At 65.6% G+C, this 25,017-nt stretch carries 25 protein-coding genes; 11 read left to right on the plus strand and 14 right to left on the minus strand.

Annotated elements, in window-relative coordinates:
* Positions 1–29: 29 nt before the first annotated feature.
* On the minus strand, positions 30–1,475 hold the full coding sequence (locus AC0IXR_RS06365) for a homospermidine synthase (RefSeq protein ID WP_207410731.1): 1,446 nt from the start codon (positions 1,473–1,475) through the stop codon (positions 30–32).
* 328 nt (positions 1,476–1,803) lie between these two features.
* On the opposite strand from AC0IXR_RS06365, the gene AC0IXR_RS06370 reads away from it, so the two are divergent.
* Complete coding sequence (locus AC0IXR_RS06370) at positions 1,804–1,971, plus strand: hypothetical protein (protein ID WP_200919145.1); 168 nt, start codon at positions 1,804–1,806, stop codon at positions 1,969–1,971.
* 3 nt (positions 1,972–1,974) lie between these two features.
* On the opposite strand, the gene AC0IXR_RS06375 is transcribed toward AC0IXR_RS06370, so the two are convergent.
* Positions 1,975–2,520 carry a GNAT family N-acetyltransferase gene (locus tag AC0IXR_RS06375; RefSeq protein WP_471760258.1) on the minus strand — a complete coding sequence of 182 codons (546 nt, stop codon included), beginning with the start codon at positions 2,518–2,520 and terminating at the stop codon, positions 1,975–1,977.
* A 139-nt stretch (positions 2,521–2,659) separates the two neighbouring features.
* Positions 2,660–3,826, minus strand: a complete 1,167-nt coding sequence (locus AC0IXR_RS06380; protein ID WP_056430001.1) for a type III PLP-dependent enzyme — start codon at positions 3,824–3,826, stop codon at positions 2,660–2,662.
* A gap of 846 nt (positions 3,827–4,672) precedes the next feature.
* Between AC0IXR_RS06380 and AC0IXR_RS06385 the strand changes: the two genes are divergently transcribed.
* Positions 4,673–6,241, plus strand: a complete 1,569-nt coding sequence (locus tag AC0IXR_RS06385; RefSeq protein WP_471760095.1) for an OpgD/OpgG family glucan biosynthesis protein — start codon at positions 4,673–4,675, stop codon at positions 6,239–6,241.
* Positions 6,238–6,726 (plus strand): GNAT family N-acetyltransferase, encoded by a 489-nt coding sequence (locus tag AC0IXR_RS06390; RefSeq protein ID WP_471760096.1) that lies wholly within the window; start codon positions 6,238–6,240, stop codon positions 6,724–6,726. The genes AC0IXR_RS06385 and AC0IXR_RS06390 overlap by 4 nt, the downstream gene beginning before the upstream one ends.
* A 42-nt stretch (positions 6,727–6,768) precedes the next feature.
* Here AC0IXR_RS06390 and AC0IXR_RS06395 read toward each other — a convergent pair whose 3' ends face one another.
* The 3 genes from AC0IXR_RS06395 to AC0IXR_RS06405 form a co-directional block, all read right to left on the minus strand.
* Positions 6,769–7,008 carry a hypothetical protein gene (locus AC0IXR_RS06395; protein ID WP_207410726.1) on the minus strand — a complete coding sequence of 80 codons (240 nt, stop codon included), beginning with the start codon at positions 7,006–7,008 and terminating at the stop codon, positions 6,769–6,771.
* A 104-nt stretch (positions 7,009–7,112) separates the two neighbouring features.
* Positions 7,113–9,290 carry a glycine--tRNA ligase subunit beta gene (gene glyS / locus AC0IXR_RS06400; protein ID WP_471760097.1) on the minus strand — a complete coding sequence of 726 codons (2,178 nt, stop codon included), beginning with the start codon at positions 9,288–9,290 and terminating at the stop codon, positions 7,113–7,115.
* A gap of 150 nt (positions 9,291–9,440) precedes the next feature.
* Positions 9,441–10,388, minus strand: a complete 948-nt coding sequence (locus AC0IXR_RS06405; protein WP_056430009.1) for a glycine--tRNA ligase subunit alpha — start codon at positions 10,386–10,388, stop codon at positions 9,441–9,443.
* Positions 10,389–10,603: 215 nt separating this feature from the next.
* Here AC0IXR_RS06405 and AC0IXR_RS06410 point away from each other — a divergent pair, with 215 nt between their 5' ends.
* Positions 10,604–10,858 (plus strand): hypothetical protein, encoded by a 255-nt coding sequence (locus AC0IXR_RS06410; protein WP_207410723.1) that lies wholly within the window; start codon positions 10,604–10,606, stop codon positions 10,856–10,858.
* 4 nt (positions 10,859–10,862) lie between these two features.
* Here the strand turns inward: AC0IXR_RS06410 and AC0IXR_RS06415 are convergent, their stop codons facing one another.
* Positions 10,863–11,729, minus strand: coding sequence for a S49 family peptidase (locus AC0IXR_RS06415; protein WP_461224783.1), 867 nt, complete (start codon positions 11,727–11,729; stop codon positions 10,863–10,865).
* Between the two features lie 200 nt (positions 11,730–11,929).
* Here AC0IXR_RS06415 and AC0IXR_RS06420 point away from each other — a divergent pair, with 200 nt between their 5' ends.
* Complete coding sequence (locus AC0IXR_RS06420; protein ID WP_471760098.1) at positions 11,930–12,313, plus strand: hypothetical protein; 384 nt, start codon at positions 11,930–11,932, stop codon at positions 12,311–12,313.
* A gap of 62 nt (positions 12,314–12,375) precedes the next feature.
* On the opposite strand, the gene AC0IXR_RS06425 is transcribed toward AC0IXR_RS06420, so the two are convergent.
* Both AC0IXR_RS06425 and AC0IXR_RS06430 read right to left on the minus strand, forming a co-directional pair.
* Positions 12,376–13,146 carry a tRNA1(Val) (adenine(37)-N6)-methyltransferase gene (locus AC0IXR_RS06425; protein ID WP_471760099.1) on the minus strand — a complete coding sequence of 257 codons (771 nt, stop codon included), beginning with the start codon at positions 13,144–13,146 and terminating at the stop codon, positions 12,376–12,378.
* The gene (locus tag AC0IXR_RS06430; protein ID WP_207410779.1) at positions 13,139–13,363 is read right to left on the minus strand and encodes a putative signal transducing protein; all 225 of its coding nucleotides are present in this window, start codon (positions 13,361–13,363) and stop codon (positions 13,139–13,141) included. The genes AC0IXR_RS06425 and AC0IXR_RS06430 overlap by 8 nt, the downstream gene beginning before the upstream one ends.
* Positions 13,364–13,569: 206 nt before the next feature.
* On the opposite strand from AC0IXR_RS06430, the gene AC0IXR_RS06435 reads away from it, so the two are divergent.
* Positions 13,570–14,592, plus strand: a complete 1,023-nt coding sequence (locus tag AC0IXR_RS06435) for a polyprenyl synthetase family protein (RefSeq protein WP_056430030.1) — start codon at positions 13,570–13,572, stop codon at positions 14,590–14,592.
* Between the two features lie 56 nt (positions 14,593–14,648).
* Here AC0IXR_RS06435 and AC0IXR_RS06440 read toward each other — a convergent pair whose 3' ends face one another.
* From AC0IXR_RS06440 to AC0IXR_RS06450, 3 genes are all read right to left on the minus strand, one after another.
* Complete coding sequence (locus tag AC0IXR_RS06440; protein ID WP_471760100.1) at positions 14,649–15,524, minus strand: 4-(cytidine 5'-diphospho)-2-C-methyl-D-erythritol kinase; 876 nt, start codon at positions 15,522–15,524, stop codon at positions 14,649–14,651.
* Positions 15,525–15,614: 90 nt separating this feature from the next.
* Complete coding sequence (locus tag AC0IXR_RS06445; protein ID WP_056430037.1) at positions 15,615–17,471, minus strand: tetratricopeptide repeat protein; 1,857 nt, start codon at positions 17,469–17,471, stop codon at positions 15,615–15,617.
* 126 nt (positions 17,472–17,597) lie between these two features.
* Positions 17,598–19,250 carry an electron transfer flavoprotein-ubiquinone oxidoreductase gene (locus tag AC0IXR_RS06450; protein WP_471760101.1) on the minus strand — a complete coding sequence of 551 codons (1,653 nt, stop codon included), beginning with the start codon at positions 19,248–19,250 and terminating at the stop codon, positions 17,598–17,600.
* 220 nt (positions 19,251–19,470) lie between these two features.
* Between AC0IXR_RS06450 and AC0IXR_RS06455 the strand changes: the two genes are divergently transcribed.
* The 3 genes from AC0IXR_RS06455 (at position 19,471) to moaB (ending at position 22,122) form a co-directional block, all read left to right on the plus strand.
* A complete protein-coding gene (locus AC0IXR_RS06455; protein ID WP_471760102.1) occupies positions 19,471–20,385 on the plus strand; it encodes a uracil-DNA glycosylase in 915 nt (304 codons plus the stop codon).
* A gap of 130 nt (positions 20,386–20,515) precedes the next feature.
* Positions 20,516–21,424 carry a KPN_02809 family neutral zinc metallopeptidase gene (gene ypfJ / locus AC0IXR_RS06460; protein ID WP_471760103.1) on the plus strand — a complete coding sequence of 303 codons (909 nt, stop codon included), beginning with the start codon at positions 20,516–20,518 and terminating at the stop codon, positions 21,422–21,424.
* A 140-nt stretch (positions 21,425–21,564) separates the two neighbouring features.
* On the plus strand, positions 21,565–22,122 hold the full coding sequence (moaB, locus tag AC0IXR_RS06465) for a molybdenum cofactor biosynthesis protein B (RefSeq protein WP_461232949.1): 558 nt from the start codon (positions 21,565–21,567) through the stop codon (positions 22,120–22,122).
* Here the strand turns inward: moaB and AC0IXR_RS06470 are convergent, their stop codons facing one another.
* Positions 22,123–22,644 (minus strand): hypothetical protein, encoded by a 522-nt coding sequence (locus AC0IXR_RS06470; RefSeq protein ID WP_207410715.1) that lies wholly within the window; start codon positions 22,642–22,644, stop codon positions 22,123–22,125. It abuts the gene before it with no gap.
* A 216-nt stretch (positions 22,645–22,860) separates the two neighbouring features.
* Here AC0IXR_RS06470 and AC0IXR_RS06475 point away from each other — a divergent pair, with 216 nt between their 5' ends.
* Together AC0IXR_RS06475 and AC0IXR_RS06480 are read left to right on the plus strand one after the other, a co-directional pair.
* A complete protein-coding gene (locus AC0IXR_RS06475; protein ID WP_056430053.1) occupies positions 22,861–23,196 on the plus strand; it encodes a VOC family protein in 336 nt (111 codons plus the stop codon).
* A gap of 29 nt (positions 23,197–23,225) precedes the next feature.
* Positions 23,226–24,326: a PA0069 family radical SAM protein gene (locus tag AC0IXR_RS06480; protein WP_471760259.1), complete on the plus strand. Its 1,101-nt coding sequence runs from the start codon at positions 23,226–23,228 to the stop codon at positions 24,324–24,326.
* Here AC0IXR_RS06480 and AC0IXR_RS06485 read toward each other — a convergent pair.
* The gene (locus tag AC0IXR_RS06485) at positions 24,313–24,939 is read right to left on the minus strand and encodes a ribonuclease HII (RefSeq protein WP_471760104.1); all 627 of its coding nucleotides are present in this window, start codon (positions 24,937–24,939) and stop codon (positions 24,313–24,315) included. The genes AC0IXR_RS06480 and AC0IXR_RS06485 overlap by 14 nt on opposite strands.
* Positions 24,940–25,017: the final 78 nt, after the last annotated feature.

Consider the following 25,017-nt stretch of genomic DNA (forward strand, 5'->3'; position numbering starts at 1 on the left):
GAGGACGATCCCGCGCTCCGTTCGTCCATTCAGCTCTGAACGAGGACGTTCCGGAACTGCCAGGGGTCGCTCTCGTCGATGTTCTCGGGGAACAGGCCGGGGCGCCCGCTCAGCGGGGTCCAGTCGGTGTACACGCCGACGACGGGACCGAGATACGGCATCTGGACTTCGAGGCAGCGACGGAAGTCCATCTCGTCGGCCTCGACGATGCCGGCTTCTGGGTTCTCCAGCGCCCAGACCATGCCGGCGAGCACCGCCGATGTGACCTGAAGGCCGGTGGCGTTCTGGTACGGCGCGATCCGACGGGTCTCCTCGATGGAGAGCTGCGAACCGAACCAATAGGCGTTCTTCTCGTGGCCGTAGAGGAGCACGCCGAGTTCATCGATTCCATCGACGATCTCGTTCTCGTCGAGGATGTGGTGCTTCTCCTGCACTTCGGCAGCCTTGCCGAACATCTCGTGCAGCGAGAGCACCGCGTCGTTGCAGGGGTGGTAGGCGTAGTGACAGGTCGGGCGGTAGGCAGCGCGCTCGCCCTCCAGCACGGTGTAATAGTCGGAGATCGAAACCGCCTCGTTATGCGTCACGAGGAAGCCGAACTGGCTCTGGGCCGTCGGCGTCCACGACCGCACGCGGGTGTCGGCACCGGGCTGGAGAAGGTAGATCGCGCAGCGCGAGCCTTTCTCCTGATCACGGGCATTGTCCGGGCGCCAGGTCTCGTGGGTTCCCCAGCCGAGTTCGGCCGGCTGGTTGCCCTCGGAAACGAAGCCTTCCACCGACCAGGTGTTGACGAAGACGCCCATGGGCTTCGGGCCCTTGGCGCGTTGGGTGTCGCGCTCGGCGATATGGATGCCCTTGACGCCGACCTCGCGCATGAGGGCGGCCCACTGGTCACGGGTCTTCGGCTCGGGCGTGGTCAGGCCGAGATCGGACGCGACGTTGAGGAGTCCCTGCTTCACGAACCACGAGACCATGCCCGGATTGGCGCCACAGCACGAGACGGCGGTGGTGCCACCGGGGTTCGCGGCGCGCGCGTCGAGGATGTCCTGGCGTAGGGCGTAGTTGGTGCGGTCGCCCTGTCCCTTGGACTTGTCAAAATAGAAGCCGGGCCAGGGCTCGGCGACGGTGTCGATGTAGAAGGCGCCGAGTTCACGGCACAATTCCATGATGGCGCGGGAATAGGTGTCCACGGACACGTTCACGCAGAAGCCCTGGCCGCCGCCCTCGGTGAGGAGGGGCGTGAGGATCTCGCGGTAATTGTCCTTGGTCAGCGCCACCTGCTCGAAGCGGAGGCCATGTTGATCGGCCAGGGCCTTATGCGCATCGGAAGGCTCGACGACGGTGAAGCGCGCCTTGTCGTACTCGAAATGACGCTCGATGAGCGGAAGGGTCCCGCGGCCGATCGAGCCGAAGCCGATCATCACGATGGGACCGCTGATGCGGCCGTGGACGGGCCAGGAGGTGGCGGCTTCGGTCATGCGGGCAATCCTTCTTCTCGGCCCCGCTCGAACTCACGAGCGAGGCACGTCCTTAGTCGGCGGAAATGACGGTCAGGCGACGGGCTAGTGGCCGGTTGAGGGCGTGTGGTCAACCACATCGCCGGCTTCAGCTTCGTGGACCACGAGTGGTCCACGCGGGAAGATCATTAACATGAAGTTACGTCGACGCATGATTCAGACGCGGGTCGCCTTCCCATTGGGCACCGTTGCGAATGATCCGCGACGCGCCGATATTGCAATGCAACAAACACGACATCGACACACCTACGGGACGGGAAACGCCAGAACGCCAAATCACGGAGTTCCGATGTTATCCTTGTTTATCGCCAATACCCCCGCGCCGGCCGAAGAGCCGATCGATCGCGATCCTGGCGTCATCACCCTCGCGGCGGCTCTGATCCGTGCCGTTCGCCGCCAGCACGATGCAGCCTTCCGCCGCCGCTGCGAGCAGGCGACGACCACGACCGCCGTCTAGCGCTCACGCCGCCTGTCGTCGTGAATCTAATCCCTCCGGACAGGCAGCCTCATTCAGGATGCCTGAAGCGGAGAGGATACCGGTCGCGCCGTCGAGCGCGCACCTGCGCAGGTTGACACCGAGCAACCGCGTCCTTTCGAACGGGCCCGGCATCGACAGCCCACTCATGAGATCACCGGAAAAACCGAAGCGGGCGTAATACGGCGCATCGCCGACGAGGACGATGGCGCCGTGACCGAGGGCGCGTGCCTTACCGATCGAGGCCCACATCAAGGTGCTGCCGAGGCCATGGCCCTGGAGCGAGGGATCGACCGCGAGCGGCCCCAGAAGCAAGGCAGGCCGTCCACGTCCCGCTTCCACATGCCAGAGACGGACGGTGCCGACGATCCGGCCATTCAGTTCCGCGGTCAGTGACAATCCGTGAGCGGGAAGGCGCCCCTCGCGCAGCCGCTCGGACGTCTTGAGGAATCGCGCCGGGCCGAAGCAAGTATCGAGCAATTGCTCCCGAGCCGAAACATCGGTCGGCCGTTCGTCACGAATCTCGATCAAGGCCGTGCCCTTTCCCAGTCCTGGCTGGTCAACCCATCTGACGTGACGGCGCGGATCCCGCACCAGTCACATGCGATGGAACCGTCCTCGCCCGCTGCCGGGCGGCGCTTAAGCCGCCCGAGCCCCGATTATATGGCGGTCAGATGACGTATTGCTGAAGGGGGGGGAAGCCGTTGAACGCCACCGCCGCGTAGGTGGTGGTGTAGGCTCCGGCACCTTCGATCAGCACCTTGTCGCCGATGGAAAGCGAGACGGGGAGCGGGTAGGGCACCTTCTCGTAGAGGACATCGGCTGAATCACAGGTCGGTCCCGCGAGCACGCAGGGGGCCATGCGGTCCTCGTCATGCTCCGTCCGGATCGCGTAACGGATCGACTCGTCCATGGTTTCGGCCAGGCCGCCGAACTTTCCGATATCGAGATAGACCCAGCGGATCTCGTCCTCGGCATCGGACTTTTTCGAGACCAGGATCACCTCGGCTTCGATCATGCCGGCATTGCCGACCATGCCGCGACCGGGCTCGATGATCGTCTCCGGCAGCTGGTTGCCGAAATGCTTGGTAAGGGCGCGGAAGATCGCATCGCCGTAGGATTCCACGCCGGGCACCGCCTTCAAGTACTTGGTGGGGAAGCCGCCGCCGAGATTGACCATGGACAGGGTGATGCCCCGGTCGGCGCATTCACGGAAGATCGCGGAGGCCGAAGCGAGCGCCCCGTCCCAGGCTTCGGTGTTGCCCTGCTGCGAACCCACATGGAACGACACGCCGTAAGCATGCAGACCCTGGCGGCAGGCATGCTCCAGAACATCGACGGCCATCCCCGGCACGCAGCCGAACTTGCGTGACAGGGGCCATTCGGCGCCGGCCCCGTCGCAGAGGATACGGCAGAACACCTGCACCGAGCCGAGTTCGACCTCGGCGGCCTCGGCAGCACGGGCGATCTTCTCGACCTCGACCTGACAATCGACGGCGAACAGGCGAACGCCGAGCTTGAGCGCACGGGTGATGCAGCGCTCTTTCTTGATGGTGTTGCCGAATGAGATCCGGTCGGCGGTGGCGCCGGAGGCAAGCGCCATCTCCACCTCGACCACGGAGGCCGTGTCGAAGCAGGAGCCCATCTCGGCAAGCAGACGCAAGACTTCCGGCGCCGGATTCGCCTTTACGGCATAGAAGACGCGGGTATCGGGCAATGCACGGGCGAAGGCGGTGAAGTTGTCGCGCACGACATCGAGGTCGAGCACCATCACCGGGCCTTCGTCCTGGCCCATGTCACGGCGAGCGCGCAGAAAATCGCGGATACGATCGGTCATGGTCGTTCCAACCCACAGGTTCGCGAGCGCCCGTTCGTGGGGCGCGCTATCGAAATCGGGACGGCCATGAGCCGTCCGGCGTCTGGGGGCGACGCGACGCGATACGCGACGTGCTTTGGAGACACGTCGTCGACCGCGGGCGCATCAGCACCCGGAAGCTGCCGTGGATTGGAAGGGAGATCCCCACCGCACGCCGGGCAAAGAGAAACAAGCCTCTTCGGTGCCGGCCTTTGGAGGGCCGACGAGACCAAAAAAGCCCGTTCGTCGTTGCTTTAAGCTGCGTCCCCCGTGGAGAGCGGGGTTCGCCGGTTTCGCCTCCGGCTGCCGGTTGTTGTCGGGGTCCGGTGTTGCCACCTGGATGCCGGCCGGAGGGAATCCACCCTGTCGACCATCGATCCTTTAAGACCCCTGGCGGCTGTCCGGCAGTTGGCCGGATGCCCACCAACCGACACGCGGCCACAGGCACGTGCGAAATTGGGCAAGGCGCATATACGTTCGATGCGTCTCCGCGACAAGGAAAAACCGGTTTTCTCTCACCCGAAACCCGACCTTACCGCCTCAATGTGACCCAAAAAGCGCACCCCGGTCGGTAGGCCCTTTCCAAGGCGTCACGAACGGGTCATTGAGCAGGCGGTTTTCATGCTGATCGAACCAGTCCGATCCACCGCCTCATCCCGAGGTGCCAGAGCGTAGCGGAGGCCTCGAGGCAGGGCTCCATCACGCATTGCGACCTCTGGGAGGCTCCTACGAGGCCCGCTCAGATGGGCACCTCGGGGTGAGGTGGGCTGGATGGGACCGTGCGGGGAAGCCCGATCGTCCCTCACCACCGACCAGAGCCGCAGGACCATGACCGAGCCCACCCGCCGCGCGCTTCTCACCGGTATCGCCGCCCTGTCCGTCGCCGGCACCGCGTCGACGGCGCAGGAGGGGCGTGCACCCAAGCCCTTCGATTTCGAGGAGGTGGAGCGTCGCGCCGGAGAGCTCGCCAAGGTCGCCTACGATGCGCGGGTACCGCCCCTTCCGGCTCCCATCGCAAAGCTCGATTACGACGCCTGGCGTGACATCCGTTTCAAGCCCGACAAGGCCTTTCTCGGCGGAGAGAACAGCCCGTTCCGGCTGCAGCTCTTCCATGTCGGCTTCCTCTATAACCGACCCGTCACCGTGAACCTCGTGCGTCGCGGCATCGCGACGCCGATCGCCTATCAGTCGAGCCTGTTCGACATGGGACGGACGAAGCTCGACAAGCCGCTGCCGGTCGATCTCGGCTTCGCTGGTCTCCGCTTCCACAGCTACCTCAACAAGCCTAACCTGCTCGACGAACTCATCGTGTTTCTCGGCGCCAGCTATTACCGCTTCCTTGGGCGCGATCAGCTGTATGGCCTGTCCGCGCGCGGGCTCGCCCTCAACGTCGAGGGGGAGGGCGCTCCGGAGGAATTCCCGGTCTTCCGCGAATTCTGGGTGACGATGCCGGAGACCAACGCCGATTCGCTGCTGATTCATGCCCTTCTCGATAGCCCCTCGGTGACGGGTGCCTTCGCCTTCACGGTAAAGCCGGGCGACGAGACCAGCGTCGCCGTTCGCTCGACGCTGATCCCAAGGGTTGCGCTCCCATCGGTGGGCGTCGCACCGCTCACCTCGATGTTCTTCATCGGCGAGAACGACCGGCACCATTCCGACGATTACCGGCCCGAACTCCACGATTCCGATGGTCTTCAGATCGCGGCCGGATCGGGCGAATGGATCTGGCGCCCCCTGGACAATCCGAAGGTGCGACGCATCTCGTCCTTCGTCGATCGCGATCCGAAGGGGTTCGGACTGATGCAGCGGGACCGCGCCTTCGAATCCTACCAAGACCTCGAAGCCTCCTATGGGCGGAGGCCGAGCTACTTCGTCGAACCCGAGGGTGACTGGGGCGAGGGCGCCGTGACCTTGATGGAACTGCCGACCGATACCGAGGTCAACGATAACATCGTCGCCTATTGGCGTCCGAAGCAGCCTTATCCGGCCGGCGAACCGGTCCGCATGTCGTACCGCGTGCGCGCCAGGAGTTCGAACACCAGACTGCATCCGGGCGGATATGTGGCCAATACCTTCCTGGCCGCCACAAGCGCCAGCGGTGCCGCCAAGGGGGAAGAGGCGAAAGGGACGCTGAGCCGCCGCTTCCTCATCGATTTCGCCGGCGGCGAGCTGCCCTATTATCTCTCGGACCCGAGTAAGGTGGAGGTGGTAGCCGGAGCTTCACAGGGACGGATCACCGCCACTTCGCTCACTCCGAACCCGCATATCGGAGGATTGCGGGCAGCAATCGACATCACCCTCGACGCGGCGGACCAATCTACCGATCTCCGCGCCTTCCTGCGCGCTAGCGGTCGAGCGTTGTCGGAAACCTGGGTCTATCCCTGGACCACAGCGTGAGCGCCCAAGCCCACAAACGGCAGACGGTCGCTCCGGTCACCATCCGTCCGGCGACATTGGGCGACCTCGACGCCCTGGTCGCCCTGGAACACGCGGCGTTTTCGGGAGACCGGGCGGAACGGCGGGCGATCCGCCATGCCATCGGCTCTCCGTCGATGTCGCTGCTGGTCGCTCTGGATGCCGAAGACCGCTCGATCCTGGTGGCGGCGGCCACGCTGGAGCGCCGCAAGGGAAGCCGCAGTTGCAGGCTCTCCTCCATCGCGGTGTCTCCCGGACGCGCGGGTCAGGGTCTTGGCGGCATCATGCTCGATGCCGCGGAAGACGACGCACGAGCGCATGGATGCACGAAGCTGCGACTCGAAGTGAGAGCCGATAACGGCGCCGGCATCCGACTCTACGAGCGTCACGGCTACGTGCGCTTCGCTGTCCTCGAAGAGTACTACGAGGACAGCATGGAAGCCTGGCGCTACGAGAAGTCTCTGTAGGCCGTTGCCCCTCCCCGGTATCGGGGAGGGAGCGGAAAGGGCTTAGTCGCAGTTCTCGCGGGTGACGGTCTTGCGGTCACCGACTTCGTTCTCGCGGGTGACCGACTTTACGCGGCAGCCGTCACGGGTCTCGCGCGTCTCCACGGTACGGGACTCAGATTCCGGCCGCTCGACGATGACGCGCTCGGGCGCCTCGCGCTCGATGATCGTGGTCTGGGCCTGAACCGCCGAAACCCCGAAGAGCGTCAGCAGGGCAGCAGTGGCAAGCATGGAATGACGCATGGCAATCTCCTTCAAAACCATGCGCCCAACGGCGATACGAGCTAGACCGTTCCCATTTCGCACCCCAACCTGCCAAATTCTTCCATTGCAGGTAGGGTCGCGTACTATCCTTCGATCTTCGAGAAGTCTGCGACCTCCCGGGTCGCCGCCCGCAAGGCGTTGAGCAAGGCGAGGCGATTCTCACGCAGGGCCGGATCGTCGGCATTGACGATGACCTTCTCGAAGAAAGCATCAACGGGCGCGCGCAGGATCGACAAAGCGCGCATGGCCCCGGAGAAATCCTCGGCCGCCACGGCCGCAGACGCGGCTTCCCGGGCGGTCACCAGCGCCTCGGACAGAGCCTGCTCCTCCGGCTCGCCGGAGGCGGCGATGGCGACGCGGTCGGGCTCGGCCTCGTAGCTGCGCCCGTCCTTCTTCTCCTCGATCCGTAGGATGTTGGCCGCGCGCTTGTAGCCGGCGAGCAGGTTCCTACCGTCATCGGTCTCGAGGAACTTGCCCAGCGCCTCGACCCGACGCACGACCATCAGGAGGTCGTCCTGGCCGGGCAGGGCGAAGACGGCGTCGATCAGGTCGTGGCGGGCGCCTTGGTCGCGAAGATAGACCTTCAGGCGGTCGGCGAAGAAGTTGAGGAGATCGCCAGGCATGGGGTTGTCGAGGCTGCCATTGTTCTCCAGCGCGGCCATATCGTGCTCGTCATTCCCGGAAAGGGATATGTCGACGACGTGACGGTTCTTCTGAACATAAAAGGCGTCCTCCAGCACATCCTCTCGGAGGTTCAGACGTAATCCATTCTCAAGAATCAGCCGGACCACGCCAAGGGCTGCCCTACGAAGCGCGTAGGGATCCTTGCTGCCGGTGGGCCTTTCATCGATGGACCAGAAACCTGCAAGGGTGTCGAACTTATCGGCCAGGGCCACGGCGATCGAAACAGGATCGGTCGGTACTCGGTCGGATGGACCGACGGGCTTGTAATGCTCTTCCACCGCCGCGCAGACACTCGGATGTTCGCCTTGAAGCGCCGCATACTTGCGGCCCATGAGGCCCTGAAGCTCGGGAAACTCTCCAACCATCTCGGTCACGAGATCGGCCTTTGCAAGTTGAGCGCCGCGACTGGCGAGTTGTACATCCGCGCCGATATTGGGTGCTATCCCGCGCGCCAGCGACGCGATGCGCGCCACCCGCTCACCCTGAGTCCCCAGCTTCTCGTGGAAGACGATGCTGTCGAGCTTCGGCAGACGGTCTTCCAGACTGATCGCCTTGTCGGTCTCCCAGAAGAACTTCGCGTCCGAGAGGCGGGCACGCACCACGCGCTCGTTGCCGCCGGTGATCGCGAGGCCGCCATCGCTGGCGATCAGGTTCGAGACCAGGATGAAGGCGGGAGCCAGCGTGTCGGTGCCCGTTTCACGCAGCACGAAGCACTTCTGGTTGGCGCGGATGGTGGCACGGATCGCCTCGGCCGGGATGTCGAGGAAGCTCGGATCGAAGGTGCCGAGCAGCACGACGGGCCATTCGACCAGGCCGGCGACCTCGTCGAGCAGGCCCTCGTCCTCCACGAGTTCGAGACCGCGCGCGAAGGCCAGGTCACGCGCATCGTGCAGGATGATGTCCTTGCGCCGATCCGGGTCGAGCACGACCTTGGCGCGCTCCAGCGCCTGGATGTAATCGTCGAACCGCCGCACCTCGATGGCATCCGGGGCCAAGAAGCGGTGCCCGTAGGTGGTGGTGCCGGCCGCGATCCCGTCCACGGTGAAAGGCACGATTTCGGGTGTCTCGGTCTCGGGACCGAAGGTCGCCACGATGGATTGCAGCGGCCGCACCCAGCGCAGGCTCCCCGGCTGGGAAGACGCCGCGCCCCAGCGCATGGATTTCGGCCAGGGGAAGCTCTTGATGATGGCGGGTAGGATCTCGGCCAGCACGTCGAGCGTCTCGCGGCCGGCCCGCTCGATCACGGCGACATAGAACTCGCCCTTCTTCGGATCGGTGACGATGGTCGCCTGATCGAGACTCGCGAGACCGGCGCTCTTGAGAAATCCCTGAATTGCTCCGTCCGGCGCGCCGACGCGGGGCCCTTTGCGTTCCTCGCGGACGTCCTTCCCGCGTGGCGGGAGGCCTGCCACGTGCAATGCCAGACGGCGCGGAGTCGAGAAGGCCTTCGCTCCCTCGTAGAGGAAGCCGCGTTCCACCAATGCGTCGGTGACGAGCTTCTTCAGATCTTCCGCGGCACGCCGCTGCATGCGGGCAGGAATCTCTTCGGAGCGCAGTTCGAGGAGAAGATCAGGCATGGGGAGCGGGCGTCCGAGATGTTGTTCCAGGATGTCGTCGGCGCCAAGGGCGCGCCCGACGATCATCATGCGAAGGTAAGAGAATGACCGGGCATGTCACGAAGACGATGCCGGGCGCCTGAAGTCGTGCAAGAGCAGCAGTGCCGCAACTCAACCCGCTCCGCCGCCCGCCGTCTTCAGCCAGGCGGCCCCGCAGGCCTTGGCCAGTTCGCGCACGCGCAGGATGTAGCTCTGGCGCTCGGTCACCGAGATGACGCCGCGAGCGTCGAGCAGATTGAAGACGTGGCTCGCTTTGATGCACTGGTCGTAGGCAGGCTGGACCATCCGGTGGGTTCCCGAATCTTCCGCCGGCGCGCCCGCATCCAGATAGGTGCGGCAGGCCTTCTCCGCGTCGGTGAACTGGCGGAACAACATCGCGGTATCCGCCGCCTCGAAATTGTGGCGCGAGTATTCCTGCTCGGCCTGGAGGAAGACATCACCGTAGGTGACCTTCTCGTCGCCCGTACCGCCATTGAAATTGAGGTCGTAGACGTTCTCGACGCCCTGCACATACATGGCCAGCCGCTCGAGCCCGTAGGTCAGTTCGCCCGCCACCGGTGCGCATTCCACACCGGCGACCTGCTGGAAATAGGTGAACTGGCTCACCTCCATGCCGTCGCACCAGCACTCCCAGCCGAGGCCCCAGGCGCCCAATGTCGGGCTCTCCCAATCGTCCTCGACGAAGCGGATGTCGTGCAGCTTCAGGTCGACACCAATGGCGTCGAGGGAGGCGAGGTAGAGCTCCTGCAGGTTCGGCGGGTTAGGCTTCAGGATGACCTGGAACTGGTAATAATGCTGCAGCCGGTTGGGGTTCTCGCCGTAGCGCCCGTCCTTAGGCCGGCGGGAAGGCTGGACATAGGCCGCCTTCCAAGGCTTCGGCCCGAGGGCGCGCAGGGTCGTCGCCGGATGAAACGTGCCGGCGCCCACCTCCATGTCGTAAGGCTGGAGGATCACGCAGCCCTGCGCCGCCCAGAAATTCTGCAGGGTGAGAATCAAGCCCTGGAAGGAGGTCTTGGGGGCGAGATCGACAGCGCTCGGCAGGGCTTGTGCGCTCGACATGGCTAGCTTCCGGTAAGCGGGAAAGCGGCCAGCGTTTAAGAGGCGTACCCGCGCTGTCAAGCCGAAGCCCCGCACCCACGCGGGTGCGCGGCGGCACACATTTCCGCCACGATTGCCATTACGTCCGGAACTGTCTCGCTTGATCTAAGTTCTTAGCACAAATCAAGGGATCAGCCCGGTCGCAACCGACCGGCGAACATTGCGGAAACCGGACCATGCGCAAGTCGTTCACTGTCTTCGCGGCTCTCATTGCAGCTTCCCTGACCGCAACGCCCTTCGTCATGGGGGCATCGAATGCGCTGGCCACCACGGACAAGACCGATCTCGTCGCCATGCCTGCTCTGGTGACGCCGATCGAAGTCGCTAGCGTGCCGGCTCCTGCTTTGCCCGAGACCTGCACCCGCAAAGTGCGCGTGGTGTATTCCGGCTACGGCGCGCCGTCCTCGGCCTGCACCATCGCGACTCGCTGAGACCTCACAACCCGTAGCGAGCCCAGGCCGCCCGCTCTTCGACCGCCGCGAGGGCGTCGGCCGCAAGGCCGTCGACGACCGTGGAGCCCGGAACGGCCCGGCGCAAGAGCCTGCTCACGAACGAGCCCTGCTTCTCGGCCACGACTTTCAGCACGACGTCGTCCCCGAACCGCGCCCGCAACGTCGAGCGGGCATCACCCAGGCCATCGATGAGGCCCAACGGCAGCGCCTGCCGCCCCGTCCAGACCGCGCCGGTGAACAGGTTGTCGCCGCTAGCGCGAACCGCCGGACGCCTCTCGGACACGAGCGTGGTGAACAGATCCTGCACATCCGCCTGGATCGCCTTCAAGCGGACGATGTCCTCCGGGTTCTCCGGGCGAAACGGGTCCAGCATCGCCTTGGCTTCGCCCTGAGTATGGACCCGGCGTTCGATGCCGATCCGTTCGATGAGCTTGTCGAAGCCGAACCCCGCCGAGACCACCCCGATCGAACCGATCAACGATGTCGGATCGGCGATGATCTCGTCCGCCGCGCAGGCGATCATGTAGCCGCCGGACGCAGCGACATCCTCCACGAAGGCGTAGACGGGCACTTTCTTCTCGATCGACAGCGCGCGGATGCGGCGGTGGATGAGGTGGGACTGGGCCGGTGATCCTCCGGGCGAGTTGATGACCAGCGCCACCGCCGAGATGCCGGTCATTCCAAAGCCGCTCTCGAGGCTCGAGGCCACGGTGGCCATGGAAAGGCCGGACCGCAACGGCGAGACGGCACCGATGACGCCGCTGAGACGGATGACCGCCACGGTCGGTTTGCGGCCACGCCACGCCTTGGGGAGGATTGGGTGGAGGAAGCGTGGAAGGGGAAGGGACATCAGTCTCGTCTCGCTGGAAAGTTCTGGGCCGCTTGGATCGTGGAACGAGCGACATCTCCCCACCCGGCAACAGTCACGAAATGGAGATGACCGAACCGATTTACAGGCTTCGCCGTTCTTCTCTGCCGGGGTTGCAGCACGGTGCCGCAGCGCGGAGGCCACCGGGCGACGCTCGGACAAGAGGAGGGAGACAGAGCATCATGCGTATCGCAACGTGGATGGTCGTTCTGATGGGGGTATTGGGCGGGGCCTATGGTTCCTTGAACCAGGCGCGCGCCGCTCCACTGCCCGTCACCGCCGTCGAGGGAGCTGCCGCAACGCCGCTTGTGGCGCAGGCCCATTGGCACCGTCACCGCTGGCATCGCCGCCATTACTGGCATCGTCGTCACGTCTGGCACCAGCCGCATTACGGCTACAGGCGGCATTATTGGCGGCCACATTTCTACCGCCCGGTCTACGGCTACCACCGTCCCGCCTATGGATGGCGCCGGCCCTACTGGCATCGCCGTCATCACTGGCATCGTCACCACTGGCACCGCCGGCATTGGCATCACCGCCACCACCATTGGCGCCGGTTCTACTGACGCTTCAGCGAACGTGCCGTATCGTCTGGCGGCGGGGGCCTATGCCCTCGCCGTCGCCTTGTTCAAGCCGGCCAGGGCTGCCCGCGATGGATAGCGTCGGCCTCCGGCGACATCACGCCGTCCTCGCCATGCAGGATGAGCGGCGGCGCCAGGGAAAAAGGCGCGCGGCTTCCCTTGATGCCCGTGATCAGAACGCGAATCGCGGGCCGCCCCGCTCGCGCATGGACCGGTCGAACCATGATCCCTCCGAAGCGCCTCCTCATGGCGGCGAGGCAGTCGGGGAGGGCATCGGCGCGATGGATCAGGCCAAGCGTCCCTCCGGGCTTCAGCACATCGAGGCAGGCCTTCAGCCAGGGTTCGAGCCCGCCCTCCGCGAAGGTATGGGCCGAGGCTTTCCCCGCGACGGGCGATGGCCTGTGACGCTCCACCTCGAAGAAGGGAGGGTTGGTGAGCACGATGTCGGCCATCTCGGGTCCGAGCCCGGCCGCCCGGCGGGCTTCGACCGAGAAGACGTCCGCGGCGATGACGACCGCCCGACCCTGAAGTCCGTTCTCCTCGATATTCCTGCGGGCGAGACGAGCGAGGTCCGCGTCTCTCTCCACCAGGACGATCCTGGCGCTCGGTTCCTCTAGCGCCGCCGCGAGACCCACCGCTCCGCTTGCCGCACCGACATCGACGATCGTGGAATCCGACTTCGGTCGCACCAACCGGCTCAGTAATGCCGCATCCGTCCCCGCGCGGTGGGCGCCTCGCGGCGGCTGATACAGACGAAGACGTCCGCCGAGCCAGAGATTCGGCCCAGGCTCCGCCTGCTCGTCACCCGGTTCACGCATCGCGCAGTTCGTGCGCGAGGCCGGCATCCTCGAGAAGACGGCGCGCTTCGGTCGCATGGTCGTCGGGCACGAGAAGCCTTCGTGCGAAGGCGCCGATCGAACCTTCCAGCAGGCTCATGTGGATGTCTGCAACGAGGACCGGAATCTCCGCCCCCTGAAGGAGCGACTCGGCAAAGCCCATCAGGACGATGTCGTTGCTCCGGATGAGTTCTCTCATGCGTCCACCCGCCCCATCGGCGGCTCCCTGCCGCCACCCTTTGTATACAGCGAGAAACGCGGGATGTTGCAGCGCCTCGGCGCGCATGCGAAGGGGTGCCCGCGTGGATGTTGGTCACGGGAGATAGCCCGGCCGAGCGGATCGGCCCGAGCGGCGGGTGCGCCGCCGGGATCTGCCTGGTGTGAAAAGCTCGGGAGGCATCGAGTTTGGGTGTCGTCGTTTCCTTCGATGAGGGCCGCTCCGATCCGGAGTCGAGCCTGAACGATCTTGTGGCCTTGGTCGCCAAGGGGATGGAGCGCGTGAACGCGACCATCCTGTCGCGAACCGGATCCGATGTCGCGATGATTCCGGAGGTGGCCAACCATCTCATCGCGTCCGGGGGCAAGCGCCTTCGCCCTATCCTCACCCTCGCCACCGCCGATCTCTGCGGCTACGGGGCCGGGGAGGGGGCGGTGAAGCTCGCTGCCAGTGTCGAGTTCATGCACACGGCGACCCTGCTCCACGACGACGTGGTGGACGAGAGCGACATGCGGCGCGGCCGCGTTGCGGCGCGGATCAAGTGGGGCAACGAGGCGAGCGTGCTCGTCGGTGATTTCCTCCTCGGCCAGGCCTTCCGCATGATGGTGGAGGTCGGCTCGCTGCGCGCCCTCGACATCCTCTCGGCCGCCGCCACCGTCATCGCCGAGGGCGAGGTGATGCAGCTCACCGCGGCCAAAAACACCGAGACCTCGGAGGACGAGTATCTTGCGGTCATCCGCGCCAAGACCGCGGAGTTGTTCGCCGCCGCCTGCGAGGTCGGCCCGGTGATCGCCGACCGCCCGAGGGCGGAGCAGGCGGCGTGCCGCTCCTACGGCATGAATCTCGGGATCGCCTTCCAGTTGATCGACGACGTGCTCGATTACGGCGGCACCAGTGCTTCGATGGGCAAGAATGTCGGCGACGATTTCCGCGAGGGGAAGATCACCCTGCCGATCGTCCTTGCTTTCCGACGGGGCAGCGAGGAGGAGCGGACCTTCTGGCGTCGCACACTCCAGGACGGTCAGGTCGAAGAGTCCGACCTCGACACGGCGCTTGCCATCCTGCGGAAACACCGGGCTCTCGAAGACACGATCGACCGCGCTCGGCATTACGGCGCCATCGCCCGTGACGCACTGGCGTTGTTCCCCAACGGGCCGATGAAATCGGCCCTGCTTCAGGTAGTGGATTTCTGCATCGCCCGCGCGCACTGACACGATAGCTGCCCGCCGATCCCGGCTCGTGACGCGAGCCGGTCGGTGGAAGGCCGTCACCGCAGTAAGGCAGCCCGGACCCACCAGGAAGGCTGCGCTGACCGGATAGCGATTGCAGCACGAACCGCATCCGAGCGGGTCGAGAACAGGCCGAACACCGTCGCGCCCGAGCCGGACATGCGGACGAGCCGGCATCCCGCATGATCGCGCAGGCTCGTAAGCGTGTCGGCGATGACGGGAGCGACCGTGAGCGCCGGCGCTTCCAGATCGTTACGAGCCGGCGTCACCGCCGCCAGGATCTCGCCGAAGCCGAGACCTCGCGCGAGGAGCGGGTGGGCCTCGCCAGCGTGGCGCTGCCCCGCCGTCAGCCCCAGTGCCTTGAAGACCGGCGCGGTGGCGACCGGCACACCGGGATTGATCAGCACGGCCGGCAACGGCGCGAAACCCAGCGCCGGTCCGACATCCTCTCCGGCACCCCTCATCATCCGACCGCGCGGATCGAGGCAGACGGGAACGTCCGCCCCGGTGGCGCGGGCGGCCTCGACGATTGCGGGGTGATCCAGAGGAAGGTCGTTGAGTCGTGCCAGCAACCGCAGGGCGGCGGCGGCATCCGACGATCCGCCACCGATCCCGGCCGCCACGGGCAGACGCTTGATGAGGTGGAAGCCGCCGATGCGAAGCCCGGGGATGGCCTTGGCCAGTCCTCGGGCAGCACGGATCACGAGGTTGTCGTCGAGGGGACCGGCCGGTCCGGCAGTGGGCCCGGACACGTCCAGGGTGAGGTCGTCGCACGGCGTCAGGCTGAGCGTATCCCCCGAACCGGTGAAGGCCACGAGGCTTTCGAGCTCGTGGTAGCCGTCTCCCTCACGACGGCCAAGGACGTGAAGGGTCAGGTTGATCTTCGCCGGAGCGCGGGTGACGAGGATGGGCAAGGCTTGCTCTGTCGGAGAGGGGCGGATCTGTCGACCGCGGGAATGCGTGGCCGGTCTGGCCCCGCGATCCCCCGCCCGTCAAGCCGGGTCTCAGCCGCCGGTCTTCTTGTCGGCCGCGCCGGGGGGCTCGCTCGGAGCCGGGGCGCCCTTCGGCAGATCCGGATTCACCTTCTCCGCCTCGGGAGGATTCTCGGCGGTAGCGGCGGGCTTTTCGAGTTCCGGCAGGCCATCCTTGAGCTTGGCGTTGATCTTGACGAGATCGTCCGGCTCGGGGTTCAGGTCCTTGGCGTGCTGCCACTGGAACTTGCCTTCGAGCCTCCGGCCCGAGCGCCAGTACGCATCGCCCAGATGGTCGTTGATCGTGGGGTCGCCGGGCTTGAGTTCGATGGCCTTCTCCAGCTCGCGCACGGCATCGTCGTAGCGCCCGAGGCGGAAATAAGCCCAGCCGAGGCTGTCGATGATCATGCCGTCGCGCGGGCTCGCATCGACGGCCTGCTTCAGCATGGTGAAGGCCTCATCGATATTCATGTTCTGGTCGACCCAGGAATAGGCGAGGTAGTTAAGCACCTGCGCCCGCGCCGCCGGTTGGTTCGGCGGAACCAGTTCCAGCGCCTTCTTGAGGTCCGCCTCGGCCTTGGGCCATTGCTTGGCCCGCTCGTAGGCGGTGCCGCGGAAGTAGAAGGTCGTCCAGTAATTGGACGCCGGCTGCTTGCCGATGAGCTCGATGGCACGGCTGTAGGTGGCTGCGGCTTCCTCGTATTTCTTGCGCGAGCGCTGCACGTTGCCGAGGGCGGTCACGACGTCGATGCTGTCGGGATGCTCCTTCATGGCGGCGTCGAGGAGTTGGGTCGCCTCCTCGCCCTTGCCCATCTGCTCCAGGTTGAGGCCGATCTGGATATCGGCGTTGAGCTTCAGCGGCGAAGATGCCGGCATCTGCGCATAAGCATCGTTGGCGCGCTCGGTCTGCTTCATCCGGTCGAGCGTGTCGGCGAGGGTCAGGCGGGCGAGGGCGTGTTCGGGGGCGAGATAGAGGGCGAGGCGCAGATAGACCACGGCGGGCAACTCGTCGCCTTGGGTCGATCCGGCCGAGCCGAGCCCGTAGAGTACCTCGCCGGCGCCCTCCTGAGCGGTGTTGACCAGGCGGGTCAGGGGCTTGCCGGCCTTAAGCTTGTCGAGGGCGTCACGCACGATCGGGTGGCGCGGCAGAAGCTGGTCGAAGGCGGTATAGGCCTGGATCGCGAGGTCCGTCCGCCCGGCCTGCGCTTCGAACCGGGCATAGGCATCGACGATGCGCAGGGTATTCTGGTCGGCGTCGTAGGCGGCCTTGAGCCGGCGCTCCGCTTCCGCCTGATCGCCGACGAGGTTGGCGATCAACCCGGCATGGAAGTCGCGGAAAGTGTTGTAGGAGCGCTCGCCCTTCAGCTTGTTCACCACTTCGAGCGCGCGCTTTCCGTCATTGGCACCGGCATAGGCCCAAGCGGTCAGGAGGGTGCTGGTGAGATCAGCTGCAGCACCCCGTCCGCTGCGGGCGAAGTTCTGGCGGGCCTGCGCGAACTGGCCGGCCTTGATCTGGCGAACCCCAAGGCTGAGCTGGGCGAGGCCGTTCGATCCATCGCGGGCGGTGAGGCGCTCGGCCGCGCGGAAGGCGTCTGGCAGTGCTCCGTCCGCGAGAAGCGACACGAAGGCGCGCTCGAGCAGTTCCGCATTGCGCGGGTCCGCTTTCACGGCCTCGCGGTAGAAGCTGGCGGCGGCGGAGGTGTCCTTGGACGCGCCGGCGATATAGGCGGACAGGAAGTTGCCCTCCAGCGACTCGGCCGGCTCGTACTCCGTCACCGGAGCCGATTCCCGGGGCTGGGCGGCCAGGGCCGTGACCGACGTCGCCACGGAGGCGGCGAGGCACAGGGCGAGAGCCGAGAGGGTCCGGCGGGTCGCGGCGTTTCCGTTCATGGGCACCAGTCGCGTTTGTAGCGCATCGTCCGTCAGGGACCGATGCCGATCGGGCGGGGACACTGAACTCTTCCCGCCATCCTCGCAAGGCGAAAGGATGGCGGGCACTTAGGGTCCGGTGCGTCCTCACATGTTGGGATAGTTCGGCCCGCCCGGCCCCTCCGGCGTCACCCAATTGATGTTCTGGTTGGGGTCCTTGATATCGCAGGTCTTGCAGTGGACGCAGTTCTGCGCGTTGATCTGGTAGCGCACGCCATTGCCCTCCTGCACCCATTCGTAGACGCCCGCCGGGCAGTAGCGCGCCGAGGGGCCGCCATAGACGTCGTGCTCCGAGGACTTCTGGAGCGCCGCGTCCTTGACGTTGAGATGCGGCGGCTGGTCTTCTTCGTGATTGGTGTTCGAAAGATAGACCGAGGAGAGCCGGTCGAAGGTCAATTTACCGTCGGGCTTCGGATAGACGATCGGCGTCACGTCCGAGATCGGCTTCGTGGCGAGGTGATCGGGCTTGCCGTGTTTGAGTGTGCCGAAGGGCGAGGCGTCGAGGATCGTCTGCGACCACATGTCGAGGCCGCCGAGGCCTACGCCGACGAGCGTGCCGTATTTCGACCAGAGCGGCTTGACGTTGCGCACGCGCTTGAGGTCGCGGCCAATGTCGCTGTCGCGCCAGCCCGTCTCGTAATCGGTGAGTTCGTCGCCTTGCCGGCCGGCGGTGAGGGCGGCCGCGATGGCCTCGGCCGCCTGCATGCCGGAGAGCACGGCGTTGTGCGAACCCTTGATGCGCGGGACGTTGACGAAGCCGGCCGAGCAGCCGACGAGGCAGCCGCCGGGGAAGACGAGCTTCGGCACCGATTGCCAGCCGCCTTCCATGATCGCGCGGGCACCGTATCCGATGCGCTTGGCGCCCTCGAACACGTCGCGGATCATCGGGTGGGTCTTGAAGCGCTGGAACTCCTCGAACGGCGACAGGGTCGGGTTCTCGTAGTTCAGATGCGTGACGAAGCCGACCGAGAGCAGGTGATCGTCGAAATGATAGAGCCAGGAGCCGCCGCCGGTCTTGTTCGAGAGCGGCCAGCCCATGGTGTGGCGCACGAGACCCGGCTCGAACGTCTCCGGCTTGAGCTGCCAGAGTTCCTTGACGCCGAGGCCATACTTCTGGTGATCGCTGTCCCGGTTGAGCTGGAAGCGGTCGATCAGCGTCTTGGTGAGCGAGCCGCGCGCGCCCTCGCCGAAGATCGTGTACTTGCCGCGCAGCTCCATACCGCGGGTGTAGTCGTCCCGCGGTTCGCCGGACCTGCCGATGCCGAGATCCCCGGTGGCCACGCCGATGACGGTACCGGCATCGTCGTAGAGCACTTCCGAGGCCGGAAAGCCTGGATAGATCTCGACGCCGAGTTCCTCGGCCTTGGCGCCGAGATACTTCGTCATGTTCGAGAGCGAGCCGACGAAATTACCGTGGTTCGACATGAATTTCGGGAAAGCGAAGTTCGGCAGCGCGATGCCGCTGTTCTTGGTCAGGAACAGGAACTCGTCGCGCTCGACCTCGGTCTTGAGCGGCCGGGCCTCGTCCTGACGCCAATCGGGGAGCAGTCGGTCGAGCCCGAGCGGATCGATCACGGCGCCGGACAGGATATGCGCGCCGACCTCGGACCCCTTCTCGACCACGACGACGGTGAGATCGGCGGCGATCTGCTTGAGGCGGATCGCGGCGGCAAGGCCAGCGGGCCCCGCACCGACGATCACCACGTCGAAATCCATACCCTCGCGCTCGGGCAACGCCATCCTATAAACTCCTCCTGCCGCGCGACCCGAAACCGATCGAGACCAGCCGTCGAATGCGCGATGTTATGATTGCGAACACTCTCAACCCATTCCAAGCTGGGAACGCAAGCCTGCGGATGGTCTCAGCTTTGTTCTGGCCGTCCCGCAGCCATGCAGACGATGGTAGATCCCGCCCCGCGAAGTGTTGTCCACAGGCTCCGCAAGAGCCACATCGAGAACCATGAGCCAAGGCCCCGACCACCAGCGCGACGTGATCGCCGAACTGGACTTCCATGTGGAATCCGGCGTCGATCTTTGTCTCGACGAACGCCCGCACGATCGCTTCTCCGAAACCGACGATCCCGCGCCCTGGCGCCCGGCGACGATACAGCGCGGATCGCCATCCCCCGTATCGTCGCAGCGGGCCGAGCTGTCTCACGAGGGGCCGCAGGCCGATCCGGTGCCGCCTCGCCGCGAGTTGCCGGCGCGAGGGCAGGCGCCGTCGGCCCCGCCGGCGCGGACCTATGGACAATCCGCGGCAGCGAAACCCGGAGAGGCTGCGGGCGACGCTCGGGCGCGGGCTCGCGACGTCGCCTCCCTCGAAGAGCTTGAGGCACTGCTTGCCACATTCGATGGTTGCCCCCTCAAGTTCACAGCCAAGAATCTCGTCTTCGCCGACGGAAACCCGGCGTCGAAACTCATGTTCATCGGTGAGGCACCGGGAGCGGACGAGGACCGCGTCGGCAAGCCGTTCATGGGCCGCTCGGGTCAACTGCTCGACCGGATGATGGCGGCGATCGGTCTCGACCGGACAAAAGCCTACGTCACCAACATCGTGCCATGGCGACCACCGGGAAACCGCAACCCGACACCACAAGAGGTGTCGATCTGCAAACCCTTCATCGAACGCCAGATCGAACTCGCTGACCCGGACATCATCGTCTGCCTCGGCAGTCCGGCCACACAGGCGATCACCGGCACGAAAGACGGTATCCTGAAGGTGCGAGGACGGTTCTATCCCTATCGGGTGGGTGACCGGGAGGTGAAGGCTCTGGCGACCCTCCACCCGGCCTATCTCCTACGCCAGCCACTTCAAAAACGTCTCGCGTGGCGGGATTTCCGCCTGCTGAGGGCAACCCTCGACGGCAAGGCGTAGGGCGAAAGCCGGGGTGGAAGCGGAACCGTATCTTTCACCGCGGGATTAGTTCGGGCACACGGGACCGAAGACAGTGATGCGCGTGGCGACCGGGTTCCGGTAGGGCTACGCCACGAAGGGTGACGAGATCATGCGCTGGGAAGATTTCCGCTCTTCGGACAACGTCGAGGACCGCCGTGGCGAGGGCGGTGGAGGCGGCGGAGGCTTTCCGGGTGGCGGTGCCGGCGGGCTCGGCATCGGCACCATCGTCATCCTCTGCATCATCGGCTGGGTCACAGGCATCAATCCCGCGATCCTGATCGGTGGCGCCGAGCAGATGAGCGGCGGCGGACAACCGCGCCAGGAGCGTGTCGATCCGCAGACCCAGGCCCAGCGCAAGACAAAGCCGGCGGACGAGAGCGGACGTTTCGCGGCTGCGATCCTCGGTAATACCGAGGACGTCTGGAAGGAGATTCTCCCGAACCAGACCGGCAAGCAGTACCGCCCAACCGGCATGGTGCTTTACACCGGAGGCACGCGCAGCGGCTGTGGATCGGCGCAGGCCGCGATGGGGCCGTTCTATTGTCCGCTCGATAAGAAGGTCTACCTCGACACGTCGTTCTTCAAGGAAATGGAGCAGAAGTTCGGGGTCAAAGGCGATTTCGCCTATGCTTATGTGATCGCTCACGAAGTCGGCCACCACGTGCAGGACGAACTGGGCATTCTGGGCAAGGTCCAGGGTCGCCAGCAGGCGGCATCCAGCAAGGCCGAGTCTAACCAGTTGTCGGTACGCGTGGAGTTGATGGCCGATTGCCTCGCCGGCGTCTGGGCCAAGAACTCAAACGACAAGTATAACTCTTTGGAGCCCGGTGACATCGAGGAAGCCATGCAGGCAGCTAGTGCCATCGGCGACGATAAGCTCCAGAAGCAGTCGCAGGGCTACGCCGTGCCGGATTCCTTCACGCACGGCTCGTCGGACCAGCGGATGCGGTGGTTCATGACAGGCTACAAGAGCGGCCAGACCAAGTCCTGCGATACGTTCCGCGCGGCGCGGAACTGAGGCGGCAGCTGCGACAAGAGCCGGGCACGGTATCGTGTCCGCACTGGGCAGCGGCCGAGGACGCTCATATGTCGGGATCGACCATCGGGCCCATTCACGGGTAGAACGTAGCGTTATCGCCGAGCCGAGAGCACCTAGCCATGGTCGCCGCAGACAAGACCCGTAGCTTCATCCCGCTTTCCATCGCGGTGCTGACCGTCTCCGACACACGTGTCGCCGAAGACGACCGCTCCGGCGACACGCTGTGTGAGCGACTCGTCGCGGCCGGCCACAGCCTCGCTGGCAGAGCCATCGTGCCCGACGAAGTAGCTGCGATCCGGGCACAAGTGGAATCCTGGACGCGGGATCCGTTGGTCGACGTCGTGATCACCACCGGCGGCACCGGCTTTACTGGACGCGACGTGACGCCGGAAGCGATCGAGCCGCTATTCGAGAAACGGATGGACGGCTTCTCGGCGGTCTTTCACCGTATCTCCTACGACAAGATCGGGACGTCCACCCTCCAGTCGCGGGCCACGGCAGGACTCGCGAACGCGACTTTCGTCTTTGTCCTGCCGGGATCGCCGGGTGCCTGCCGCGACGCTTGGGACGGCATTCTCTCGGCTCAGCTCGATTATCGGCACCGGCCCTGCAACTTCGTCGAGATCATGCCACGCCTGGACGAACACCTTCGACGCGGCGCTTCGATCCCGGTCTGATCACCCTCGGTTGAGCCGCACATTCACCCGTCGCGGATGCAGGCGGGTCGAGAAGACGCCGCTTGCGATCAGGCGGTCGCGGCGCACGAGGTCCCCTGCGCGGGGCGCACGGACACCGATCACGGACTCACCCTGCGCCGCAAGACGCGACGGCAGCCCGGCATGCGGCCGGCGCAATCGCCCGAGGACCATTTCCGGCCGCGCCGTGCCGATGAACCGATCGATCGTGCGGATCCAGCCCTCGGCCGGAACGTCGCCTGCTTCGAGGCAGAGGACCCACTCCCGCCGCGCGGCCTTCGCGCCAGCCGACCAAGGGGGCGTACCACCCGAACGGACCACGAAGGTCGCGCCGGTTGCCTCGGCGACGGCATCGATCGCTGCGTTATGGGTTGGGGCGATGATCACCGCATCGCCGACGAGCCCGGCAGCAACGCCCTCGACGAGAGCCCCCAGGGTGTCGGCGAGCTGGTCGACCGCCAAGGGGTCGGCCGGCCTCGCCACATGGATCAGAGCCGAAATCATGCGCGCGCATAGCGTATTTTCAGCGTGGGAAAAGCCAGGTGGCCGCGAAAGCTCCGCAAGAAACCGTTCCGGGGCGTCATAAGCCGGCGATTGCTCGAAATAAGGGCAGCGCCAGCCGTCGTGTTCCTGATATGTTCGGATCGTAAGGACGGGTGGCGAAAGCGAAGGCTAAAGTCGCTGTATGGTTTTGGCGTCAGGGCGAATTGGGGGTCACGGATGCGACAGGATGGTAAGATCGATTATCTCGAATTGCCGGGCGGCGATCTCGACCGGGTGAAAGCGTTCTACGGGAGGGCTTTCGGGTGGAGCTTCGTCGATTACGGCCCTCGCTATGCCGCCTTCGAACAGGGCCTCGATGGCGGGTTCGATGCCGATGCACCGAGAGCGATGCCGTTGCCCGTGCTCTACGCCGAGGATCTAGAAGCCATGCAGGCCCGCATCGAGGCGGCAGGTGGCACGATCGTAGCGCCGATCTTCACCTTTCCCGGCGGCCGTCGCTTTCATTTCACGGACCCGGCCGGGACGGAACTCGCAGCGTGGTCCGAGCGGTGAAGGATGGTGGCGGCGAATGCGATGACCCAATCGCCGTCCCCGCTCGGCGGCTCGCGGGAAGCACCTTCCCCACAAGCGCACGCAAGGGACGTGGGGCGACGGCCAACCCTAGCGGTCGCTACGAGCCGGCGCGGCGCGAGACGTTCGACGACGGCTGGGCTTCGGATGACGCGGTCCGGCGCCTGCCGACGGAAGATCTTCCCGAGCGCGCACGCAGCATCCTGACACGGAATACTTCGCCGGACCTGCCGTTCGATCGCTCGATCAATCCCTATCGCGGCTGCGAGCACGGTTGCGTCTACTGCTTCGCCCGGCCCAACCATGCCTATGTGGGCCTTTCGCCGGGCATCGATTTCGAAACGAAGCTGTTCCACAAGGCGAACGCGGCCGAGTTGCTGGAGCGGGAGCTCTCGGTGCAGGGCTACATGCCGGAAACGATCGCACTCGGGACGGCAACGGACCCGTACCAGCCCATCGAACGCGACCACGGCATCACCCGCGCCGTGCTCGGCGTGCTGGCGCGTTTCCGCCATCCCGTCGGTATCGTCACCAAATCGAATCTCGTCGCCCGCGATATCGATATTCTGGCGCCGATGGCCGAACTCGGACTCGTCAAAGTGGCGATGTCGGTGACCACTCTCGACCCGGTCCTCGCCCGGCGCATGGAGCCACGCGCCCCCCATCCGGCTCGGCGCCTCGATGCGATCCGCCAGCTGAGCCGCGCCGGCATCCCGGTCATGGTGATGATGGCACCGGTCATTCCGTCGCTGAACGACCATGAGATCGAGGCGGTGTTGGAGCGGGCGCGGGAATGCGGTGCCGTCGAGGCGCGGCATGTCCTTCTACGGCTGCCTCTCGAACTCGACGACCTCGTGAACGACTGGTTCGCCGAACATTATCCTGGACGCCAGCGCCATGTGATGTCGCTCGTGCGAGAGGCCCGCGGCGGCAAAGCCTATGATGCGACTTTCGGCCGGCGGATGACCGGCGGCGGCGCCTATGCCGACCTCATCGCCCAACGCATGCGGCTCGCAAAGCAGCGTCTCGGCTATGCAGATGCACGCATCACCCTGCGCACGGATCTCTTCGACCGCACGGCCGCGACCGGGGCTCAGCTCAGCCTGTTGTGACTACCGCGGGTGATGAAGCAAAACGCTTGGTGAAGCTCACCCGGTGATGGGCCGAACGGCCCATTCTCTCCAGGCCGGCAAGGTGGGAAGCGGTCCCGTATCCGACATTGCGATCCCAGGCATAGGCCGGATGACGGGTGGCCAGGGCCCGCATGAGATCGTCCCGCAGGGTCTTGGCGACGATGGAGGCCGCGGCGATCTGCGGTACGAGCCGGTCGCCACCGATCACCGCCCGGCACGGAAGAGCAAGGCCGGGAATGCTGTCGCGGCCATCGACGGCCACGGGCTTATCGAGCCCGAGTTTCTCGACGGCTCTCTTCATGGCGTCGAGGGTCGCGGCGCGGACATTGATCCGGTCCACGAGCGCGCGCGAGCCGGCGGCGACCGCAACCTCGGCATGTTCCCTGATCAAAGGAGTCAGGCGCTCCCGCGTCGCCCGGTCGAGCTTCTTGCTATCATCGAGGCAGGCGAGCACTGAGGCCGGGAACACGGCCGGATCGAACCACACCGCCGCCACGACCACGGGGCCGGATAGAGCGCCCCGCCCGACCTCGTCGCAACCGATGAGAGCGGGGAGGGTGCGGGCGACGGAATCGGTGAACGGTCTGGGCATCAGGCCGTCTGCCTACACCCGTCCCGTCCGACGGTCACGGGATGGACGGGCAGAAACGTGTGGGAGGCCGATCTCTTC

This window comes from Methylobacterium sp. AC832, assembly GCF_979256025.1.

What these genes read in the sequence shown, in the direction of transcription:
- AC0IXR_RS06365 (WP_207410731.1), bottom strand. Translation starts at nt 1,475, where the DNA reads ATGACCGAAGCCGCCACCTCCTGGCCCGTCCACGGCCGCATCAGCGGT.
- AC0IXR_RS06370 (WP_200919145.1), top strand. Translation starts at nt 1,804, where the DNA reads ATGTTATCCTTGTTTATCGCCAATACCCCCGCGCCGGCCGAAGAGCCG.
- AC0IXR_RS06380 (WP_056430001.1), bottom strand. Translation starts at nt 3,826, where the DNA reads ATGACCGATCGTATCCGCGATTTTCTGCGCGCTCGCCGTGACATGGGC.
- AC0IXR_RS06385 (WP_471760095.1), top strand. Translation starts at nt 4,673, where the DNA reads ATGACCGAGCCCACCCGCCGCGCGCTTCTCACCGGTATCGCCGCCCTG.
- AC0IXR_RS06395 (WP_207410726.1), bottom strand. Translation starts at nt 7,008, where the DNA reads ATGCGTCATTCCATGCTTGCCACTGCTGCCCTGCTGACGCTCTTCGGG.
- glyS (WP_471760097.1), bottom strand. Translation starts at nt 9,290, where the DNA reads ATGCCTGATCTTCTCCTCGAACTGCGCTCCGAAGAGATTCCTGCCCGC.
- AC0IXR_RS06405 (WP_056430009.1), bottom strand. Translation starts at nt 10,388, where the DNA reads ATGTCGAGCGCACAAGCCCTGCCGAGCGCTGTCGATCTCGCCCCCAAG.
- AC0IXR_RS06410 (WP_207410723.1), top strand. Translation starts at nt 10,604, where the DNA reads ATGCGCAAGTCGTTCACTGTCTTCGCGGCTCTCATTGCAGCTTCCCTG.
- AC0IXR_RS06415 (WP_461224783.1), bottom strand. Translation starts at nt 11,729, where the DNA reads ATGTCCCTTCCCCTTCCACGCTTCCTCCACCCAATCCTCCCCAAGGCG.
- AC0IXR_RS06420 (WP_471760098.1), top strand. Translation starts at nt 11,930, where the DNA reads ATGCGTATCGCAACGTGGATGGTCGTTCTGATGGGGGTATTGGGCGGG.
- AC0IXR_RS06425 (WP_471760099.1), bottom strand. Translation starts at nt 13,146, where the DNA reads ATGCGTGAACCGGGTGACGAGCAGGCGGAGCCTGGGCCGAATCTCTGG.
- AC0IXR_RS06430 (WP_207410779.1), bottom strand. Translation starts at nt 13,363, where the DNA reads ATGAGAGAACTCATCCGGAGCAACGACATCGTCCTGATGGGCTTTGCC.
- AC0IXR_RS06445 (WP_056430037.1), bottom strand. Translation starts at nt 17,471, where the DNA reads ATGAACGGAAACGCCGCGACCCGCCGGACCCTCTCGGCTCTCGCCCTG.
- AC0IXR_RS06450 (WP_471760101.1), bottom strand. Translation starts at nt 19,250, where the DNA reads ATGGCGTTGCCCGAGCGCGAGGGTATGGATTTCGACGTGGTGATCGTC.
- AC0IXR_RS06455 (WP_471760102.1), top strand. Translation starts at nt 19,471, where the DNA reads ATGAGCCAAGGCCCCGACCACCAGCGCGACGTGATCGCCGAACTGGAC.
- ypfJ (WP_471760103.1), top strand. Translation starts at nt 20,516, where the DNA reads ATGCGCTGGGAAGATTTCCGCTCTTCGGACAACGTCGAGGACCGCCGT.
- moaB (WP_461232949.1), top strand. Translation starts at nt 21,565, where the DNA reads ATGGTCGCCGCAGACAAGACCCGTAGCTTCATCCCGCTTTCCATCGCG.
- AC0IXR_RS06470 (WP_207410715.1), bottom strand. Translation starts at nt 22,644, where the DNA reads ATGATTTCGGCTCTGATCCATGTGGCGAGGCCGGCCGACCCCTTGGCG.
- AC0IXR_RS06475 (WP_056430053.1), top strand. Translation starts at nt 22,861, where the DNA reads ATGCGACAGGATGGTAAGATCGATTATCTCGAATTGCCGGGCGGCGAT.
- AC0IXR_RS06485 (WP_471760104.1), bottom strand. Translation starts at nt 24,939, where the DNA reads ATGCCCAGACCGTTCACCGATTCCGTCGCCCGCACCCTCCCCGCTCTC.